Genomic DNA, 20,414 nt, shown 5'->3' with positions numbered 1-20,414 from the left:
TGCATAAAGGGGATTTACTATGAAAGCACAAAGAATGTTCTTTGTTTTAATTTCATTGGTCTTATTTATGGTTACAGGATGCTCTAATAACGGAAGTACAACCAGAGTAACAAATGATAGTATTGATGCCGAAGAAGTTTTAACATTGGACCCTGATGCTGATATTTTTCAGTTTGATGGAGTGATCTACAAGACTAATATTGATTGGGTAGAGGAACTATCTTTAACAAAAAATGTTCAAATCGGTGCTATAAAAACAAGAAATGACGCTAATACAGATTTTAATAATGAAATGTCGAACAAACTTCCTGTTGGTGCAAAGATTTTTTCAGCAAAAGAAAGAGAAGATATTTTACTTGTTGAAACAAAAGAAAAATTATCTAAATACCTTGCAATCGTTGAAGGATAACACAGTTCGTTAATAAAAATTAAACCACTATATGTTAAAAACGCTTGGAGCTATCCCAAGCGTTTTTATGTGTTGAATATATCGCTAATTATGAAACTGATTTACAATACTTTTTAAATGTGAATTCAATTGTTAATTTTTATTTTTCTCCACATTTTCCGAACTACTTACCCTAGTGTGCCTAGCGTTTTTCCTATTATACAATCGATGTTCTTCTTAAATCAGCAAGGTTTGCCCCTTTTTCTAACAGTTGCTCTAATAGCTGTTCACTGCCATGCTCTTTCGCATACGATAGTTCTGCTTCTGAAATAGGCACTGCCTGTAACCACGTAAGGCTCGTCTCTTCTAACTCAAGAGGCTGAAGCGCATCCCATTGAAATGGACTAACGACCATCACGTGATGCAACGTTCCTTCTGGGTCAATTTCAGACACTACGTCTGGAAAAACGGTGCCAGGTGCACAATGTTGATCAGACGCAGCCACGTAAAGAGCACACGTCACGATGACGTTAGCAAACCATTCAAACTCAGGCGTACACGCGCCGATTAATTCTGTGCGCAGTGGACGATCGTTTATCGTATAGCCGATGTCATGATGACATAAGCCAATGGTAGCAAAGGTTACAGCCGACATAAACGGCAAGTCTTCGATGCGAACAACATCTAATAACTTCCCTTCTTCTTCAACAAAACGAGCAATTTTCAACGCCTTTGGACTTATATCATTTAAATGATTTGCAATCATTTGCATATCATTCGAAACTTCCATCATACCGCTCCACTCCCAATCGTCTGTGTTTCTTACAGTATACCGTAAGAAAGCGTTATTTTACAGTGAGCGTATAGGATTTCGGTGACCAATGGCTGTTGCCTTCTGTGATGGTAATATAGTTCGTGCCTGCTTTTAACGATAGCCGTGCAACTTCATTGCGACCTGGACCGCGGCGATCGTAAATTTTGCCATTCACATTAATAACTGGATCCATAACAGAAGCTTGTGACACTTCAATTTTTACTTTTTGTGATGTTGGAAGTTTTAACTTATACACATCGTGATCACCCGGCAAATCATACTTGTTTCGATACGTTGTGTTCAGTTGAATTTCTTTGCTGCGTTTTTTCGAATCGCCTACGTCATTGCTTAAAGAAGCAGGCAGCTTCGCCTTGATTGCCTTTGCCACATCAATTTCTCCATAGCCGTACGTATGGGTTAAGCCGCTTTTCGTGCGATAGGCTTTCGGTATGTAGCCACCCTTTTCCATTAAATATTCCACTTCTGGTGGTGTGAGCGATGGATGTCGCGACAATAAGATTGAAGCTAATCCTGACGTTAAAGGTGCTGAGTACGATGTACCCGATGACACCGCATAACCACGATCTTTATCTGTTAAAAAGATATCTTTTCCTGGCGCCGCTAAATCAATCGCCTTGCCATGTGTTGAGCGACTCAGCTTACTACCTTTTTGCGTAGCAGCAACAGCAATGACTTCTGGATAGGCTGCTGGATATTCAACTGGACGATTTGGATGATTACCTGCTGAAGCAATTAGAATAACACCTTTGTTATACGCATAAGAGAGCGCATCTGCTTCTGTGCGGCTAAATTTCCGTTCAGCAAAGCTCATATTAATAATTTTCGCGCCGTGTTTCACAGCATAGCGGACACCGGCAGCTATCGTCGTTGATCGAAACGAGGTGGCCTGTGATGCTCGAATTGGCAGAATGCGGACGTTATTATTCATTCCGCTTAAGCCAATGCCATTATTGTACGTTGCAGCAATGACCCCGGACACGCGCGTCCCATGACCACACGTCATCTCCGTACCAATATAGTCTTTTCCTTTTAAAATCTTTCCTTTTAAATCTGGATGATTGCGAATAACGCCACAATCTAACACGGCTACTGTAATCGGCTTTGATTTCGGAACATAGCGCGATGACCAATTAATTTGCTTTAAATCATATTGGCGATAAAAGTTCGGGTCATTCACGCGTGCTGCTACGCCACCCGCTTCTTTTCGCACATAGTTAGGCTCCGCATATTCAATGGCTTTATCACGTTGCAATTCGTGCAATGTCGCTTCATAGCTTTTACTTGGAGACACTTTTACGACAGAAAGGCCAAGATCCGCTAGTTCAGGCTCCGTCTTTTTTTTCTGTACATCATACTTAGCGAGAGAAACACTGTGTTGCGCTTTCGGCTTTACGATAATTTCACGTTCATCAATTACGTTTAAATCAACGTCCTTGGATGCTTCTTCTACCATTTCATTTTTCATTGAATTGGAGTCGATTCCTTGTTTCGCATCTTCTTGTGCAAGTGAAGTCGTTGGAAGCATAACTACCGCAGATAGTGTTGTAACCATAATAGATTTTACCAATGAATTCATTTTTTACGTTCCTTTCAACTTATTAACAGATGAAAAACATTATAATATAGAAAATTTTTCTTTTGAATTTTTTTGAATCGGAGAGCCAAGAAATGAGCCGATAGAATGACGCCTTGTCCCGAGAATCTAGGCAAGGAGACGGAGAGAAGACAAGAAAAGCCGAACGACGGAATGCCTATATGGCAATCTGTGTTCGGCTTTTATTATTTAACAGTAATCTTCGTTTCATACACCTTATTGCGATGACCCGCTACTTCATCCATTCCAGTTAAAGTGGCTGGTAGCTGCGCTAAATTCGGGGCATTCGTCACCCAAGAATAGGGCTCAATGGCTAGTAATTCTTCATCACCACTCGCTGTAAAAAGCACCCATTGTGTAAAGCGTTCATTCGTACTGTACGTAATTGTCGTATCGTGTGGCGTCGTGATTACGGCTTTACGGTCTTGCGTCATGACATATACATCATCAAGTGCAACACCATCTAGCACGCGGCCTTGTTTAAATGCAGTTGCTTCTTTTACAGGCAGCAGCGTTCCTGTTGGTAAATGACGCTCATTTAATTCCCACTGCTGCTCAATATCAATTGCAAGCTTTGAACCTTTTGGAAAGTGAAAGGTCGTATGGTAACCGAGGCCACAAGGCATTGGTTCGTCGCCATGATTTTTAACAGTTAGTGTTTGAATAACATCTTGCCCTTGCAATGTAATGGTCATCTCTAATGAAAAGTCATGTGGAAATTGAGAAAGAATGGACGCATGGTCTTTTGAATGCAGCACTGTTGTTAGCGTAGTGTTCGCTGCCTGCACTTCTTGTACGTTCCATGGCAACTCTTGCACAAAGCCGTGAATATGCACATTTTCTTTCGCACGATTCATTTCTAGCGCATAGGTAACGCCTCGATATGTAAAGGTCGCATCTTCCATTCGATTGGGCGGAAACAAGACCGGTGTGCCATATACCGTTTTGCGTTGCTCGCGCTCTTCCCTTGTAGCAGGCGATCGCAGGATGTCTTGCTTCGTATAGCGATCGAAAATGCGCATAACATTACTTCCTAGGGCCGGTACAACCGTTACTTGTAGATGTTCGTTTTCAAGCACGTACGCTTGTTCTTCTAAATACGTTGTTTCTGTTATCATTTAAAAAAAACACACTCCTTCGCTTCGTTACAGTATTCCCTGCTCTGTCCAATTCATCACTATACACTACTTTTCGCTTGCAAACGTAACCAAATGATTAAAGCGCTGCGCCTCGTGCTTGGTATTGTGCCATTTCGTGCGCTGGAACCATGCTGCCCCCTGTTCCCCAGACGATGTGGGTCGCTTGCTGCATATGTGGTGATAGCTTTTGTTTCTGTACATAACGATGATCAGAGTGAAGAAGAACAGGCCCCCTCATCCCTGCTAGTGCGGACGGTTCGAGCGCGAGCTGTTCACTTTCATACAGGTGATGTAAATGTTGAAACAGTTGGTCATCACTCACGGTATAACATCCACTCAGAAGCGTCTTCATGACTCGCCCAACAAATCCAGATGGACGACCGACCGCTAAGCCATCTGCTGCGGTTAGATTATCAATGCCAAGATCTTGTACAGCAATCTCATCGTGTAATTCAGTCATCATGCCAAGTAACATGCATGGCGAATGCATGGGTTCGGCAAAAAACGGGTGAACGTGCTCTCCAAAGAGTAGCTTCAAGCCAAATGCAACACCGCCAGGACCTCCGCCAACGCCACACGGTAAATAAACGAAGAGCGGATGCTGTTCATCCACTACAATGCCTTGGGAAGTTAACTGTTGCTGCAAACGTAGGGCGGCAACAGCATAGCCTAAAAACAACGTAACGGAATTTTCATCATCTACAAAATAACAGTGGGGATCCAGCGCTGCTTGGGCGCGTCCTTGTTCCACCGCTTGACTGTAATCAGAGGGGTATTCGATGACGGTTACCCCTTTCCTGCGCAACAGCTCTTTTTTCCATGCTTTTGCCTCTTGTGACATATGAACCGTTACTCGAAAGCCAAGCTGTGCACTCATCACACCAATGCTTAAGCCGAGATTGCCCGTTGAACCTACAGCTATTTTAAACTGTGAAAAAAAGGAGCGAAAGCGCGGTTCTGCTAACTTCGCATAATTATCTTGTCGCGTTAAAAGCCCATGCGATAGGGCCAAACGCTCGGCATGCGCCAACACTTCATAAATGCCCCCGCGCGCTTTAATAGACCCTGAAATCGGCAAATGACTATCTGCTTTTAGATACAGTTCTCCAGGGATGGTCACGTTATGAAGTCGTTGGAGCGTTGCTTTCATGCGTGGAATGCGAAGAAGTGGCGATTCAATCAAGCCTTGTTGTTTTTCTGTTTCTGGAAATACAGAAGCGATGTAGGGCGCAAAACGCGCCAACCGTTCGCTTGCCTCTACCACATCAGAAAGCGTTAATGACAGCTGATCGGCTGTTAAGCCGTAATGTGGATTCAACCAGCTTGTTTCTTGTAAGGCCCTTACCTTCTCTAGCAAAGGATATTTCTCTAGTAACTCTTTCATCTTACCTCCCCCTTTTTCTAAAAAAAGCTTGTAGCGAAGACAGTGCTTCTCTACAAGCTAACTCTATGTTATGAGATTGAAAGTGTATACGGACTTTCTGACCAGTGGCTATTATTTTCATAAATCGTAATATAGTTGGTACCGCTTTTTAACGTAACGTCCACCATTTCATTGCGTCCTGGTCCACGCACATCATACTTTTTCCCATTTACTTCAATAACAGGATCGATGGCTTTTACCGCGGACACGTCGATATGCACTGCTTTCGCACCTGTCAATTGTAGTTTATACGTGTCGCGATCGGATGGCAGATCATACTTCGATGTATAAGATTGACCAACTTTTATGGCTTTCGCTTGAGCTTGTGTGTCTGACACATCATCAGCAAATGATGGTAATGTGGCACTCATCGCTGGACCGATATCAATCTCACCATAGCCGTATTCATGCGTATAATGCTCACTATTGCGATGTGCTTTCGGCGTATACGCTGACTTTTCCATTAAATACTCGACTTGTGGCGGAGTGAGCGACGGATTGCGCCCAATCAATAAAGAAGCAAGGCCAGCAATCATCGGTGACGAATAGGAGGTGCCTGAAGAGACCGCATAATCATTACCCTTGCCATGATCTGTTGTCCAAATATCAACCCCAGGGGCAGCCAGGTCGATTTCTTTTCCGCGTGTAGTAAAAGAGGCTGGCTCACTACGATTGTTTGTAGCGGATGCGGCGATGACTTCGGGATAGGCCGCCGGGTATTTCACTTCCTGTGGATATTCATTTCCTGAAGCTGCTACGACGGTTACGCCTTTACGATAGGCATACAAAATCGCATCATACTCTGTTTTTGAAACGACACGTTCTGCAAAGCTCATATTAATAATCTTCGCGCCATGATCGACCGCATAATGAATGCCAGCAGCTATCATATTGCTATCAAAGACTTCATTGTCGCCAAGGCGAACGGGCATAATGCGCACATTATCGTTGATGCCGCTAATGCCTATTTTATTATTAATCGTAGCGGCAATGACACCCGCCACGCGCGTCCCATGGACGCCGAATTTTTTTGCCTTTTTATAGTCAACTCCTTCAATGACCTTCCCTTTCATATCCGGATGATCGGCGCGCACGCCACAATCGAGAATCGCTACTGTAACAGGTGTACGTGTCGATTTCGCAAAAGATGGGGACCAATTTAATCGCTTTAGTGCATATTGTTTCGCAAATAACGCATCATTCGCGCTTGCTGTTTCTGTTTTCTTTCGTATGTAGTTCGGTTCTGCATATTGAATGGCATCATTTTTTTGCAGCGCATTCACCGTTTTTTGAAAATTCGTTTTTGCTGGTACAGAGGCAATTCGTACATTTGTCTTCGCTAATTCCTTCGGCTGACGCTTCTCCTGTAGTCCATAGGAAGAAAAGGAAAAAGAATGATGATCTTTTACACGTACAATAATCTCACGCTTTAACACTAGATTCATCGGTACCGCTTCATTCGTTTCTTTAAATACGTTCTCTGGCATAACGGCTGTATGCGAAGCGACCGCTGCTCCTCCATGATCTTTCGCATAAGCAGGACCACCTCCTGTTGCTAAGAACATCGAGGCCGCACTCGTGGTTGCCGTTAATGCCGTCACAACCTTATACAGTTTTTTCATGTCATCACTGTCCTTCCACTTTTCCAACAAAAGGCATTATAATACATTCCTACAGCTTCTTGACTATTTTACACAAAAACCCTTCCTTTGGCATAAGTTTTTGCGCAGCTCACTAGTCAAATAGTCATTCTTTTATACGGTTAGCTTTGTAAATGTTTTTTCAAAAAAAGAGAAGCACGATCCTAACAATGAAGAGTAAGAGGATCGTGCTGTATGTTTGCTATCGTAATAAGTTTGTTTTTGCTAATTTAATTAATTCATCGCCTTTTCCATTTAAGACGGATTTCATCATCCATAAACTAAAGCCATGTGCTTGGCCAAATTCAATTTTCGGAGGCATTGCTAACTCTTGACGATTAACAGCAACATCAATTAAAGCAGGGCCTTCATGGGCGAGCGCTTCTGTAAGAGTTGCTTCTAAGTCGCCAGGAGCGGTTACGGTATAGCCTTTAATCCCAATGCTTTCAGCTATGCCGGCAAAGCTCGTCTTACCAAGCTCTGTACCAGTTTCTAAAAAGCCCGCTACTTTCATTTCTAACTCAACAAAGCTTAACGCATCATTATTGTAGACTACGATTTTAACGGGCAGCTGATGTTGCTTCAGTGTTAATAAATCACCCATAAGCATCGACAGTCCGCCATCGCCCGATAAAGAAATAACTTGGCGATCGCTATGAGAAACTTGAGCGCCGATGGCCTGTGGTAGGGCACTGGCCATCGTTCCATGCGTAAAGGAACCAAGCAACCGGCGCTCTTTACTCATTTGTAAATAACGCGCCGCCCATAACGTAGGCGTCCCTACATCACATGTAAAAATTGCATCCTCACGAGCTAAGTCGCTAATCGTTTTTGTTAAATGCTGCGGATGAATGGGTCCTTTACCTTTTTTATCAACAGCTAGTTTATCAAGATCCTTGCGTACTTTTTCATAATCTTTCACATGCTTTTTGAGATGACTGCTGCTTCGCTTGGAAGACAGGAGTGGAAGCAATGCTGCAGCCGTATCCAACACCTTTCCACAAACACCAAGTGTTAGCGGAGCACGACGTCCGAGATGTTCTGGACGCACATCGATTTGCAAAATTTTCGCCTTTTCAGGGAAAAACTGTGCATAGGGAAAGTCCGTTCCTAGCATGAGTAAGACGTCACAATCCATCATCGCATGATACCCAGAAGCATAGCCGATTAATCCGGTTAAGCCAACAGAATATGGATTATCATATTCTAAGTGTTCTTTTCCACGCAGCGCAATGACCATAGGCGCTTGCAGTTCCTCGCATAGGGCCATCACTTCTGTATGCGCACCTTCGCAACCCGCTCCTGCTAAGACGGTCACTTTCTTACTATCATTTAAATACTGCGCAAGTTGTTCTAGTTCCTGCTGTGAAGGCAGAATCGCAGGTTCTGTATAATGAACGACATTTTCAGCCACTTCATGTTCTGCTTCAAGTGCGGCTACGTCACCTGGTAAAATTAAAACAGAGACGCCTTTTTTCCCGATTGCTTGCTGCATGGCCATCGTCATCATACGTGGCATTTGCTCGCTGCGCGTTACTACTTCACAATAGTGACTGCAGTCGCGAAACAACAACTCTGGACGTGTTTGTTGAAAATATTCCGCACCAATTTCATTACTTGGAATATGCGCGGCAATCGCTAAAACAGGAACACGATTGCGATGACAATCATATAAGCCATTAATTAAATGAAGATTCCCGGGACCACTACTACCTGCGCATACCGCAATACTATTCGTTAAGGCCGCTTCTGATCCTGCTGCAAAAGCAGCTACTTCTTCATGACGTACTGAAATCCACTCAATCTTTCCTGACTCACGAATGGAATCGAGCACCGCATTTAACGAGTCTCCTACAATTCCATAAATTCGTTTAATTCCTGCATTAACAAGTGCCTCTACGAGTAAATCGGCTACCGTTTTTTTCATGCTTGCCTCGTCTCCTTTTATCAATCATTCTTCCCATTATTTCTAATCCTGCGATGAGATATACCGATTGTTTGCTACCTAAAAGTTACCCGTATTAAAAGAAAGAGAAACAAAAAAAATTCGAACGCATCGTGATCTCGTTCGAATTTCTCTTTATTTCGTATTCGTAACCGCTTACACTATGAGCCCTGCTCTTCATCTAGTAGTGTACTAACTCCGCCACTGTATCATTTGCCTTTGCAATGGTTGCTGCAAAAGGACTCAAAATGAGTAAACTAGCTAAGCCAATCGCAACAACAAGAATCCACTTTTTCATCGCAATCCCCCATTTCATCCACATAAAATTTTACAAGATTAGTAAGAAAAAGACATCTTTCACATGAACTATTTTTCGATTCTTCTTTTTTAAGTGGTGGGTCATTCGTATGGCTTTTGTAGTAAGTAGTTAAGCTTCTCGTACCTCATCTAAAAAAGGCAATAAAAAAAACGATACTAACAGGCTGTTTACACCGTTAGCATCGTGCGTGTTATTTTTTCATGGCATTCTTAATGAACGAATACGCTGTCGAATTAAACTTATGAAACTTGCTATATACGTGCTTTGAATCAGTCCACGTATAGGAATCTAGAATACCAACAATGTGATTAGAGGAATCTAGCAATGAAGAGCCCGATTGACCACCCGCTACATCCATTTTGCTATAAGCAAAATAAGAGTCTTCGCCGACAATCTTTCCTTTCATGCCCCATTGTGCAATATTTTTTTTCGTTTTATCGCCTGGATAGCCGTATGTTTTTACAGTAGCGTTAACTAACTTTGTTTTTTTCTTTAGCGGTAATGTGCCGACTTTCGTACCGATATTCTTCCCTTTAAATGTACCAACTTTAATGACAGCATAATCATACTTACTGTTTTCATTTTTCTTCCATCCACTCGGTATGTAGAACGTTTTCGTTGGATACATGCCATATTTTTCAGAAATGTTATTACTATTTATTGCTGGGTATACGTAACCACCTAGGATTTTTACACCTTTTTGGCTCACGCAATGTGCAGCCGTTAATACTTTATTTTTAGCAATAACTGTCCCACTGCATAGTACATTTTTGTTTTGATTCGTTCGTAATAGTAGCATGGCAATTTGACGATGCGGAGTAGATGCGGTGCTTTTCACTTTTTTGCGATCATCTTTGCCGATAATTCCATCAATTTTCTTTGCTGCTGTAAAGTGTTTCGGAGACTGAAGCACATGCTTCATTGCTAGTTGACTTGTGGTTTGTTGATCGGCCTTTATCATTTGAATGTTGCTTTGTGCTGGTGCCTCTTTTGCATTCGCTACTGGTGACAGCATCACAATACTTGCCACACTGCAGGCGGCAACGGATAACCATTTTTTCACTTTTTTTCTCTCCTCCTCAACTATGATTCTATGATAGTATAACGACAAACGTTCTAAACAGCAAATCTTCATTGTAAAACTTTTACACTATGAAAAAACTGTTCAGTAGCTTTCTTTCTCTACTGAACAGCCCTCATTACTTTTTAATCACACTTTTAACAAAGGATTCCATTTGATCATTCACCTTAAGTCCTAAGCTCATCGTTGAATTATATGTGTAACCGACTACGATGCCATTAATTTCGTTCGAACGGTTGAGAATAGGTGAGCCAATTTGACTAAGTTCTACATCTATATTCATCATGAGCTCATCAACGGTTTCGTTTAAAATCTTTCCTTGCATTCCCCACTGACCGGGGTCTTTTTCACGTGTTGTGGAGTAGCCTGCGTTTTTTACTATAGTACCTTTCATCTTTCCAGCTTTCTTTATAGAAAGTGGCTTTACCACATCTCCAATGTTTTTCCCCTTGTACTTTTCAATTTTAAGCACGGCAAAGTTTTCAGGATAGAACGCATAACGATGCCAGTATCCAGTCACATAATATGTTTTGATGTTATAAAGTCCATAACCACCGCCATTGTTGTAACCAGGTACGACTACGCCTTTCGTAAATGTCTTTTGCGTATTGATATTTTCTAGACAGACGGCGCTCGTTAGGACTTTATCTTTTGCAATAACAGTGCCGGAACAAGCCGATGCATAATCTCCCTTGCCCTTCAGCTTACTGCCTACATATACGTAAACAATGGAGCCATACGGTTGCTTTCTGAGATCTATTTTCTGACGATCATCTTTACCGATAATGCCTCCACTTTGCGCAGCAGGAACCTTTTTGCTAACAGGCAATACAAACGATGCCTCTCCTATTGCCGAAGTCTGCAACATGGCAACTAAAACCATGAATACAATCGCACTTCCATACGTTTTCCATTTTTTCATCCTAATCCTCTTTCCCTTTTTCATTTACTGTATTAGTATAACTGGAAAACGTTAAAATGGATATATTATACAGAGAAATTTCTACTAGATTAATAGTTGAAATAGTGTGCGATCTTTATTTACTTCTTGATAGGAAAAGCCACTTGCTGATAACCGTTCCATTAAACCGCGATACTCTTCTTTTTGCTTTAATTCAATACCTACAAGCGCAGGTCCACGTTCTTTATTGTTTTTCTTCGTATATTCAAATCGATTAATATCATCATCTGGTCCAAGCACTTCTTCTAAAAACTGGCGAAGCGCTCCGGCACGCTGTGGAAAATGAACAATGAAATAATGCTGCAGTCCTTCATAAATCATCGATCGCTCTTTAATTTCTTGCATGCGACCAATATCATTATTGCCACCGCTTATCACGCAAATAACCGTGCGACCTTTCAAGTGATCTCGATACTGATCAAGGGCTGCTAATGCTAAAGCTCCCGTTGGTTCTGCGACAATTGCGTTCCGGTTATACAGAGAAAGCAACGTGGAGCAGACTTTTCCTTCAGGAATAACGGCAATTTCATCGATGACGTGTTGACAGATTTCATAGGTGAGCTTACCAACATTTTTAACGGCGGCACCATCTACAAAAGGATCAATGGTAGAAAGTGCGACGGCTTGTCCGCTTTTCCTTGATTCATGCATACCCGGAGCACCTGCTGGCTCTACACCAATCACTTTCGTTTGTGGCGACACACTTTTTACATAGGTGCCAACGCCAGCCGCTAAGCCACCTCCGCCAATCGGTAAAAATACGTAATCCACTTGTTCGTCGCAATCGTTGAGAAACTCAACAGCGGTCGTGCCTTGACCCGCAATCACGTCTAAATCGTCATATGGATGGATAAAGGTCCGCTTTTCTTCCTCACAGCATAGCATAGCCTCTGCATACGCATCATCAAAGGTATCGCCAGTTAAGACAATCTCCACCTGGTTTCCTCCGAAAAATTCAACTTGATTTACTTTTTGCTTTGGGGTTGTCGTTGGCATAAAAATCTTTCCATTCACACCTAACAATTGACAAGAGTAGGCTACCCCTTGGGCGTGATTACCTGCACTTGCACACGTAACCCCCCGCGCTAGCTTCTCTTTACTTAATTTCTTTATACAATTATAGGCACCTCGAATTTTAAACGAACGTACAATTTGTTGATCTTCACGCTTTAAATAGAGCTTGCATCCATATTGCTTTGATAATAAGGCATTGTATTGAAGAGGTGTATGCACAACAACGTCCTTAATACGTTGACCCGCGATCATAATATCCTCTACGAGTACCTTTTCTTTTAGCTGTTCCAATTTCATCCTCCTCAATCTCCTTTCACTAACAAAAAAACTCGCCCCCTATAATAGTAGGGACGAGTTAATACACGCGTTACCACCCTAGTTCCAGTAGCAAACCACTACTGACACTTGTTTAAATACAACGATAACGGATTGCCCGGCAATGCTTACATCATGCAGTTCAGCATTACGTCTCTCGAGAGGATCTTCTGTTATAGACACCCACTGGTTCTCAGCTACTCCAGCTCTCTTTAGAGTCCTCTTATAACATACTGTTCTCGTCATTGACGTTAATTTTTTTAATGATAAGAGTAACAGGTTCTATCTAAGGCGTCAACATCATTTACTTTTTATTTAGAAAATTCATTTTTTATAAGAACAGAAAAGACTTGGGACACCCTATTTCCTCTGTTTTGTGACGCATTCGCGAGTTTAGCGCTTCATTTGCTCTCTTTTGGATCTCTTGCTCTTGCTCTGAGGGAGATATGTTTTGTTTGCGCGCGAATACTTGACCGCAAAACAATCTAAAAATGAACATAACAAGCGACCAAAAAATGGCTTCAGCATCAAAAACGATGATGAAGCCATTTTTATGAATTAGGCTGTTTATGTCCTAGCCTCTCCTCATTGCCTGTTAAATCGTTGTTGGTGTTAAATTGAAGCAACGTTCATAAATCCATACATAGTTTTCTTTACGAAGGTCACGTGGATTACCGACTGTTTGCGGATCTTTCATCGCTTCATCAGATAAGCGATCAATAAGATCAGGAGAAACACCTTGCTCTTCTAGCGTAGGTACTTCCAAGTCTTCCACAAGCTCATACATCCATTGAACAGCTGCTTTAGCTGCTTCTTCTACTGTTAATGATTCTGTTGGAATACCGAAGGCCTTTGCCATTCTTGCAAATTTCTCTGGATTCCCTTTCCAGTTATATTCCATAACTGGCCCCATCATCGCCGCTACACATTGACCATGGGCAACCGGGATGATACCCCCGAGCGTCTGGCTCATTGCATGAGCAGCACCTGCAGATTCACTTCCGTAAGAGAGCCCGGCGAGCATCGCGGCTTGCGCCATTCCGTAGCGTGCTTCAAGATCATCACCGTCAGCAAAGGCACGGCGAATATACTTTGCACCATATTCCATTGCCATCAGTGCGACCGCATCTGTAATGGGTTGCGCGAATTTCATCGTATAGCACTCAATGGCATGTGCAAGCGCATCAATTCCCGTCATTGCGGTTACGTGTGGTGGCATAGATGTATGAAGTTCTGGGTCGATAATCGTTAGATGGGCTGCAATTAGCGGTCCACCTGTATTAAATTTAAACTCACGCTCTTCATCCGTAATAACTGCCCATTGTGTTACTTCAGAGCCAGTTCCAGCTGTAGTCGGAATCGTTGTTAGTGGCGGAATGCGGTTTTCGAGTGGTTTTTTTCCATCTGCTGCCTCATAATCAAGTACAGAACCTTCGTGTGTTGCTTCCACACCAATTGCTTTTGCCGTATCCATCGAGCTTCCACCACCAACAGCAACTAAGCCGTTACAGCCTTGTTCTTTATACAGCGCGGATCCTTCATTGACGAGTGAAACAGGAGGGTTCGGCACTACTTTATTAAAAAGAACGACCTCTACTCCTGCACCTTGTAGCGCTTCTTCTACTGGTGTTACAACGCCTGCTCCATAAATGCCAGGATCGGTTACGAGCAATACTTTACTGCAACCGAGATTTTTTACTTCTTCGCCTACCTTTTGGATTGAACCGATTCCGTGTTTAATCGTTGTTGGAATTTCAAAAGTATGGAAGTTGTACATGCTTTCTACCTTCATATTTAAAGCCATACGTATGTGCGAGCTATTCAGAGAATGAATAGTCGCTTCACCTCACCTTCAGAATGTAGTATTTTATGAACGAACGCTTATTTAAACCAACCGACTGGCTGTGGATTTGTATTTTGATACACATGCTTTAACTCTGTATATTCCTCTAGACCTGTTTTTCCGAGCTCCCTACCAATGCCAGATTGCTTATAACCACCCCAAGGCGCTTGTGCAAAATAAGGATGGAAATCGTTAATCCATACCGTTCCCATACGAAGTGCAGCCGCAACGCGTTCTGCTTTGACAATGTCATTACTCCAAACAGCACCAGCTAAACCATAAATGGTATTGTTCGCAAGCGTAATCACTTCTTCCTCTGTGGAAAAGCGCTCTACCGTTAAGACAGGACCAAACACTTCTTCCTGCACAATTCTCATTGAAGAATGGCAGTTTGTAAAAATGGTAGGTTCATAGAAAAAGCCATTTTGTAACGCTTCGTCTTCTGGACGTTTTCCACCAGCGCGTAACATGGCACCTTCTTTTACACCAATCGCCACATAATTTTCTACTTTTTCTCGATGTTCTGCAGAAATTAGCGGTCCTGACTCTGTCCCTTCATCAAATCCATTGCCAAGCTTAATGCGCTTCACACGTTCAACAAGCGCTTCAACGAAATCATCATGAATTGAATCTTCTACTAATAAACGTGCACCAGCTGAGCAAACTTGCCCGGCATGAAAATAGACGGCATTTAGTGCCTGATCAACAGCCGTATCAAAATCGCTGTCTGCAAATACGATATTTGGATTTTTTCCACCAAGTTCTAAGGCGATTTTCTTAAAATTTGTACTCGCCGCCTGCATGATGGATCGACCTGTTTCTAGGCCGCCTGTAAAGGAGATCAAGTCGACATCGCGGTGAATCGCCAATTCGTGGCCGACTTCAGATCCTTTACCTAATACGAGATTGACAACTCCCTTAGGTACACCGGCTTCTTCTATTAATTCTGTTACTTTAATTGTCGTTAACGGTGTAATCTCACTTGGTTTAATAACGATTGTATTTCCTGCCACTAATGCCGGCGCAAGCTTCCAAGACGCTTGTAATAATGGATAATTCCAAGGTGTAATCTGTCCACACACACCAACTGGTTCGCGTACGGCGATGCTTTTGGAATCAGGAATCGGTGATGCTAACACTTCTCCTTGATCCTTATCTGCTAACCCTGCATAGTATTGAAATACAGACGCAATATCCTCCATATCGCCTCGGCTTTCAATGATTGTTTTGCCGGTATCAAGCGACTCTAAGGTTGCTAGCTCTTCTTTATCACGTAAAATAAGCGCTGCAATTTTTGCTACGATGGCTCCACGTTCGTTAGCTGGTGTGTGACGCCACGGACCGTCGTCAAATGCTGTTCTCGCAGCCGCAATGGCCGCTCGGGCATCTTGTTCATTTCCTTCAGCGACAGTTGCCACAATTTCTTGATTAAATGGATTCATAATATCACGTGTCTTACCGCTAATGGACGCTGTCCATTCTCCATTGATGTACATCTTCGTCATAGTAAATCCTCCTGTAAGCAAGAGTGTAAAGTTTGTTAAATTTTTTCTTAACGTTTTTAACAACTTTAATCTATCATTTCTATGTATACCCTGTCAAAGAAAAACAAAACTGAATTTTTCATGTATTGTAAAAAAATGTAGCGGATTGTTCCTAACGGATGGTACGAGCGACAAGGCCTTTTCTACCCATCACAAACAAGTTCCTCTTGAACATTTGACATTGCCTTTAAATTCTGTAGTATTAAATTTATAAAATAAATATGAAACAATTTTAACAAAAAGGATGGATGACGTAGTGGATCAAGAGAAAGATCAGCGCGCGAGTGAGACTTTGGAATACGCAAAGGACGTGGTCATTCAGTCTATTGCCGAAACAATGGACTTATACGGTGTTACCCCATCAGCAGGTAAGCTTTATGGCACGATGTATTTTAGTGGTCCGCTGAATCTTGATGAGATGAAGGACGAGCTGAAAATGAGCAAACCGAGTATGAGCACGGCTGTCCGCACACTACAAGATATTTCGATGGTGCATAAAACGTGGCTAAAAGGCTCTCGCAAAGATGTGTTCGTCGCCGAAAAAAACTTCTTTAAATCATTTATCGATTTCTTCTGCAAAAAATGGGATCGAGAAGTAAAAATCAACTTAGAATCGATTGCGGTAGCTCAGCAACAATTAACGGACATCATGAACGATGAGGAGATTTTAAGTCACCTACGAGAAACCGCACAAACGTACTATACACAACTAGAAGAATCAAAAAAATACTATGATTGGTTAACCCGACTCGTTGCTAGCTTTCGCACGGGTGAGATCTTTGACTACTTACCAATCGAAGAATAAAAGCGAACTTGATGCTCTTCAAGTTCGCTTTTTTTTACATAAAAAAATTCGAATGGTCATCCCATTCGAACGGTGTGTTACGCATTTGTGTTTTTATGTGATTGCACTCTGTAGTAAGTAGCGGTGAGCAATACGAGAATACCGGTAATAATAAACCCAATACCTAGATTTGAAAACGATGCTGGAATTTTTGTTTCTGGTAAATAACAAGCAATACCTGCCAAAACAATCCACATGCCGAGAACAAGAAGAATGTTACTTGTTCGCTTCTTTTTCATTTTCGCACCTGCTTTTAGGATGATATTACCAAATCCTACAACGAATATCAATCACTCTTTTTTGAAAGTGTTAAGAGATTAATTTCCGGTGTGTTCCATAAGCGAATGTTCAAAAAGGGAAGGCTTCCACTTCCGCCAAGACCAGCACTCACGTATTGCGAGGTAGAGCTGAACGTTTGTAGCCCTTTGACATGCGATTGCACGGGAAAAGCGCCTTCTTGCAACGCTTGCACATAGGGTGCTCCATAGCCTGGTATTCGATACTGTCCACCGTGCAGATGCCCCGCCACAATGAAATCATAGGGAAGGTGATCATTGCCGCTCAAACGAGATGCTGTTTGTGGATAATGACTTAGAAGAATTTTGAGATCTGTCTTGTTTTTTAGTTGATTATACGCTTTTTTTAAATGGGTATAGTACGTATGTACCTCGTCAAACGTTTGCTCTCCCCCAAACTGTTGAATGGTCGCTGCCGTTTTCTTTGGGGTGTATAAAGAAAACGTGCCTTCTGACATTTGCGGCGTAAACCATATGGCGTCATGTCCACGTTTAATTGCAACAGGCTCTTTGAGAACCGTCACACCGCGACGTTCAAGCTCAATCCCAAAAGCTGTAAGCTTACCTGTCACAAGTCCACCAACTCGCTGCATTGCTTGTGGCTTTGTATGGCCGTCCACCCAATACATCCCACGTTTTTTCTCAATATGCTTCATGAGATCAAAAATAGCAGACGTGCCACTTTCCTTTTTCCCCATATCGCCTGTAAAAACAATCACATCATAGTCTAACGAATTAATGGCTTGCGCAAGCCTGCTTTGTTCTTTACCAAAGTACGTTCCATGCAAATCACTTACTTGTAAAATATGAAAATCTTGAAAGGAAGCAGGCAACCGAGGCAAGGTAATCCTCTCTTTCACAACAGCAACTCGGTGCTGATCATAAACCGTATAGAGTATAAAAGCAATCGCTAGCACAAAGGTGCTATATAATACGACTAAACGCCGCGTTTTCTTTTTCATGTCAGTTCTCCGTTTCTGTCTACTTTTTTTACAAGTGAAGTATGTAAAAAACTCCTCTTTGTAGTAAAGAGGAGTAACTCACTATGGTTCATTAGCGTTTGGTCATAACGGTTAAGCTACCGCTAGCTGAAGCCTTTCGATACACATACAGACGGTTATGAATTTTCAATTGTTCAGCCATTAACGGTGTTTTCTCACTAATCTGTCCACTAGCGGAAATAGCAAATGGTGTATAGAAACCATGATTTCTTTGCAAATACACTTGATTCTTAGGACCAACAACGATTGAACTAATCATATTCATTTTTTTCGGAAACTTGACGACACTTTTGCTTTGTGGATTGTACAACATGACGCGTTGCGTTTCGGTAGTATCAGACGTTGTGGTTGCTACATATAGAAGCTTTTTACCGACCATCGTTGCTTCATGCACACGCACATTGGGAAGCCTATACGTTTTAAGCTGATGATTGTTTATAGAATACACATGAATCTTACTATGATGACGCGAGATTACATTTAAAATGAGCTTACCATCTTGAACACGAAGCTGACTGCGGTAATCCTTTGAAGCCATAATGACTTTCCGTTTCTGCGAAATCAGATCTTGAAGAATGACTTCAAATTGATGGGCATGTTGATTATACGTTTGGTACGCAATATAATGACCGGACAAGACGAGGTCATGCTTATAATTCTTTCTTTGAGCTTTTGGCGTGAGCAATTTCACTTGATGCGTAGCTGTATTCATCGCATAAATAACAGACGTTTCTTCTACTTCATCCCCTGTATCAACCCACGTTACCCATTTCTCATTGGCCGATACATCTTTAATCAGGGAGTCGTCTTTTACTTTCGTTGTATAAATCGTACGCAGCTTATGCGTTTGCCGATTATACTCTAGTAGCCGATCTTTAGCGTCTTCATTGTTCGTAAAATAAACCCCTTTTTTAGTACTATCAAACTCATAAAAGGATTTTTCTTTTATATTTATTTTTTTACCATAGTCTTGATCGATCAGTTGAGAAAGGCTATGCGCTTTTCGCTTCGTTTCTTCGGCATCGACTGTTTGGCTAGTTAGTACTGTAGCGAGTGTTAGAGCTGTAGCTACCATCATTATTCGTTTCATGTCCAATCTCCTTTTTTACTGTTACTACCTCTTGTATTCTTTTATTATTTTACAACAATCCCAACATAAGGAATACATGACGATGGATAGATTTTTAATGTGGGCGTTGATTGGAAACAATTAATGGATCAGAGCCATAATAGAAATAAAGACCATTTACCGCTTTTAAATAACAGCTATCCCTTTTCCCAACCTTTTTCACTTTATTTTTCAACACTTTATAGAGCGTATCTTGCCGATCATCTTCTTTATGTAGAAAGACATTATGCTGATCTACTTCCATCCCATCAATTCCTGTCGCTTCTTTTGGAAAAGCAATGATCTGCTTCTTTTTATAATTATATAGAAAGGCGCGATTATCGAGAATGCCTTGACCTACTTTTTCTAACAAGACAATCTTATCTTTACCGAGCAGTTTCACACGCTGCATGTGTTTTTTTGGACATGGATACGTTTTCGTTTGTTCCGAAAAGAATGAATACATGTTAAAGCGCTCTTCATTCACATATAAAAGCTGATCGTTTCGAACAGATACTAATGGTGGCTCTGTTGTGGACAGTGTCGCTATTTTCTTTTGTGTTTGATTAATTAAATCGTAGACGTACAATGATTGTTCCTTACTTACTTGATTAGAGGCAATCCATGCAATGTGATTTCTTCCTAAAGCTAAGTGATGGTACGTAACATCCTTTGTGTCCGGACGGATGGGGGTAATCGTCTTTGTTTTAATGCCTTTTACATAGATTGCATTAGGCTTTTGATCTTGGCCTTCTTCCCACACAACCCACTCTTTATTAGCGCTTACATTTTGAACGTTTGCTTCTTTACGATCAGACGTATAAATACATGCGTAATTTTTTGTTTCACGGTTGTATTGAATTACTTTATTTGGTTTACTCACCTTATTTGTATCATTTGCGCTAAAAAACAAATAACGACTGTTTCCAGTATACGAATGGATGCCTCCATAGGGAAGCTTTACCTTTGTTCGCTGTTCTTGGTCAACGAGTAACGTTGTGGTTGCAGGCTCTTTTGTCCCTGCAAACCACTCCCAAGCTTTAAAGCTACCAAAGGTAATTAATATAATACCTACTAAAAGTATGCCAAGATTTTTTAGCTTCATCACAATCGAATCCCTCTTT

The 20,414-nt window shown here is 41.7% G+C and carries 17 protein-coding genes and 1 other annotated feature; of the genes, 2 read left to right on the top strand and 15 right to left on the bottom strand.

Annotated features, from left to right (window positions below; genetic code table 11):
* Nucleotides 1–19: 19 nt before the first annotated feature.
* A complete protein-coding gene (locus A374_RS16255) occupies nt 20–409 on the top strand; it encodes a hypothetical protein (protein ID WP_007203329.1) in 390 nt (129 codons plus the stop codon).
* A 196-nt stretch (nt 410–605) separates the two neighbouring features.
* On the opposite strand, the gene A374_RS16250 is transcribed toward A374_RS16255, so the two are convergent.
* From A374_RS16250 to betB, 11 genes are all read right to left on the bottom strand, one after another.
* Nucleotides 606–1,181 carry a suppressor of fused domain protein gene (locus tag A374_RS16250; RefSeq protein WP_007203328.1) on the bottom strand — a complete coding sequence of 192 codons (576 nt, stop codon included), beginning with the start codon at nt 1,179–1,181 and terminating at the stop codon, nt 606–608.
* A 52-nt stretch (nt 1,182–1,233) separates the two neighbouring features.
* The gene (locus tag A374_RS16245) at nt 1,234–2,799 is read right to left on the bottom strand and encodes a S8 family peptidase (protein ID WP_007203327.1); all 1,566 of its coding nucleotides are present in this window, start codon (nt 2,797–2,799) and stop codon (nt 1,234–1,236) included.
* 203 nt (nt 2,800–3,002) lie between these two features.
* A complete protein-coding gene (locus tag A374_RS16240) occupies nt 3,003–3,935 on the bottom strand; it encodes an aldose 1-epimerase (protein WP_007203326.1) in 933 nt (310 codons plus the stop codon).
* Between the two features lie 97 nt (nt 3,936–4,032).
* Nucleotides 4,033–5,340, bottom strand: a complete 1,308-nt coding sequence (dsdA, locus tag A374_RS16235) for a D-serine ammonia-lyase (RefSeq protein WP_007203325.1) — start codon at nt 5,338–5,340, stop codon at nt 4,033–4,035.
* A gap of 68 nt (nt 5,341–5,408) precedes the next feature.
* On the bottom strand, nt 5,409–7,001 hold the full coding sequence (locus tag A374_RS19650; RefSeq protein WP_007203324.1) for a S8 family peptidase: 1,593 nt from the start codon (nt 6,999–7,001) through the stop codon (nt 5,409–5,411).
* Between the two features lie 220 nt (nt 7,002–7,221).
* Nucleotides 7,222–8,946: a ubiquinone-dependent pyruvate dehydrogenase gene (gene poxB / locus A374_RS16225; RefSeq protein ID WP_007203323.1), complete on the bottom strand. Its 1,725-nt coding sequence runs from the start codon at nt 8,944–8,946 to the stop codon at nt 7,222–7,224.
* Between the two features lie 527 nt (nt 8,947–9,473).
* Nucleotides 9,474–10,346, bottom strand: coding sequence for a trypsin-like serine peptidase (locus A374_RS16220; RefSeq protein WP_007203322.1), 873 nt, complete (start codon nt 10,344–10,346; stop codon nt 9,474–9,476).
* A gap of 136 nt (nt 10,347–10,482) precedes the next feature.
* Nucleotides 10,483–11,286: a trypsin-like serine protease gene (locus tag A374_RS16215; RefSeq protein ID WP_007203321.1), complete on the bottom strand. Its 804-nt coding sequence runs from the start codon at nt 11,284–11,286 to the stop codon at nt 10,483–10,485.
* Between the two features lie 84 nt (nt 11,287–11,370).
* On the bottom strand, nt 11,371–12,636 hold the full coding sequence (gene ilvA, locus A374_RS16210; RefSeq protein ID WP_007203320.1) for a threonine ammonia-lyase IlvA: 1,266 nt from the start codon (nt 12,634–12,636) through the stop codon (nt 11,371–11,373).
* Between the two features lie 46 nt (nt 12,637–12,682).
* Nucleotides 12,683–12,909: a binding site (T-box leader), on the bottom strand.
* A 340-nt stretch (nt 12,910–13,249) separates the two neighbouring features.
* The gene (gbsB, locus tag A374_RS16205) at nt 13,250–14,458 is read right to left on the bottom strand and encodes a choline dehydrogenase (RefSeq protein WP_007203319.1); all 1,209 of its coding nucleotides are present in this window, start codon (nt 14,456–14,458) and stop codon (nt 13,250–13,252) included.
* 77 nt (nt 14,459–14,535) lie between these two features.
* Entirely contained in the window at nt 14,536–16,002 is a 1,467-nt protein-coding gene (betB, locus tag A374_RS16200) for a betaine-aldehyde dehydrogenase (RefSeq protein WP_007203318.1), read from the bottom strand.
* A 295-nt stretch (nt 16,003–16,297) separates the two neighbouring features.
* Between betB and cudC the strand changes: the two genes are divergently transcribed.
* Entirely contained in the window at nt 16,298–16,846 is a 549-nt protein-coding gene (gene cudC / locus A374_RS16195; protein WP_007203317.1) for a choline uptake/conversion transcriptional regulator CudC, read from the top strand.
* A 77-nt stretch (nt 16,847–16,923) separates the two neighbouring features.
* Here the strand turns inward: cudC and A374_RS16190 are convergent, their stop codons facing one another.
* The 4 genes from A374_RS16190 to A374_RS16175 form a co-directional block, all read right to left on the bottom strand.
* Nucleotides 16,924–17,124: a hypothetical protein gene (locus tag A374_RS16190; RefSeq protein WP_156793252.1), complete on the bottom strand. Its 201-nt coding sequence runs from the start codon at nt 17,122–17,124 to the stop codon at nt 16,924–16,926.
* Between the two features lie 47 nt (nt 17,125–17,171).
* On the bottom strand, nt 17,172–18,143 hold the full coding sequence (locus tag A374_RS16185; protein WP_007203315.1) for a metallophosphoesterase: 972 nt from the start codon (nt 18,141–18,143) through the stop codon (nt 17,172–17,174).
* 91 nt (nt 18,144–18,234) lie between these two features.
* Nucleotides 18,235–19,272: a hypothetical protein gene (locus A374_RS16180; protein WP_007203314.1), complete on the bottom strand. Its 1,038-nt coding sequence runs from the start codon at nt 19,270–19,272 to the stop codon at nt 18,235–18,237.
* Between the two features lie 94 nt (nt 19,273–19,366).
* Nucleotides 19,367–20,398, bottom strand: coding sequence for a hypothetical protein (locus tag A374_RS16175; RefSeq protein WP_007203313.1), 1,032 nt, complete (start codon nt 20,396–20,398; stop codon nt 19,367–19,369).
* Between the last annotated feature and the right edge of the window lie 16 nt (nt 20,399–20,414).

This window comes from Fictibacillus macauensis ZFHKF-1 (genome assembly GCF_000269865.1).
Classification (GTDB): Bacteria; Bacillota; Bacilli; order Bacillales; family Fictibacillaceae; genus Fictibacillus_C; species Fictibacillus_C macauensis.
Note: the sequence above shows the minus strand (reverse complement) of the source record. Positions and strands in the feature narration are given on the sequence as shown.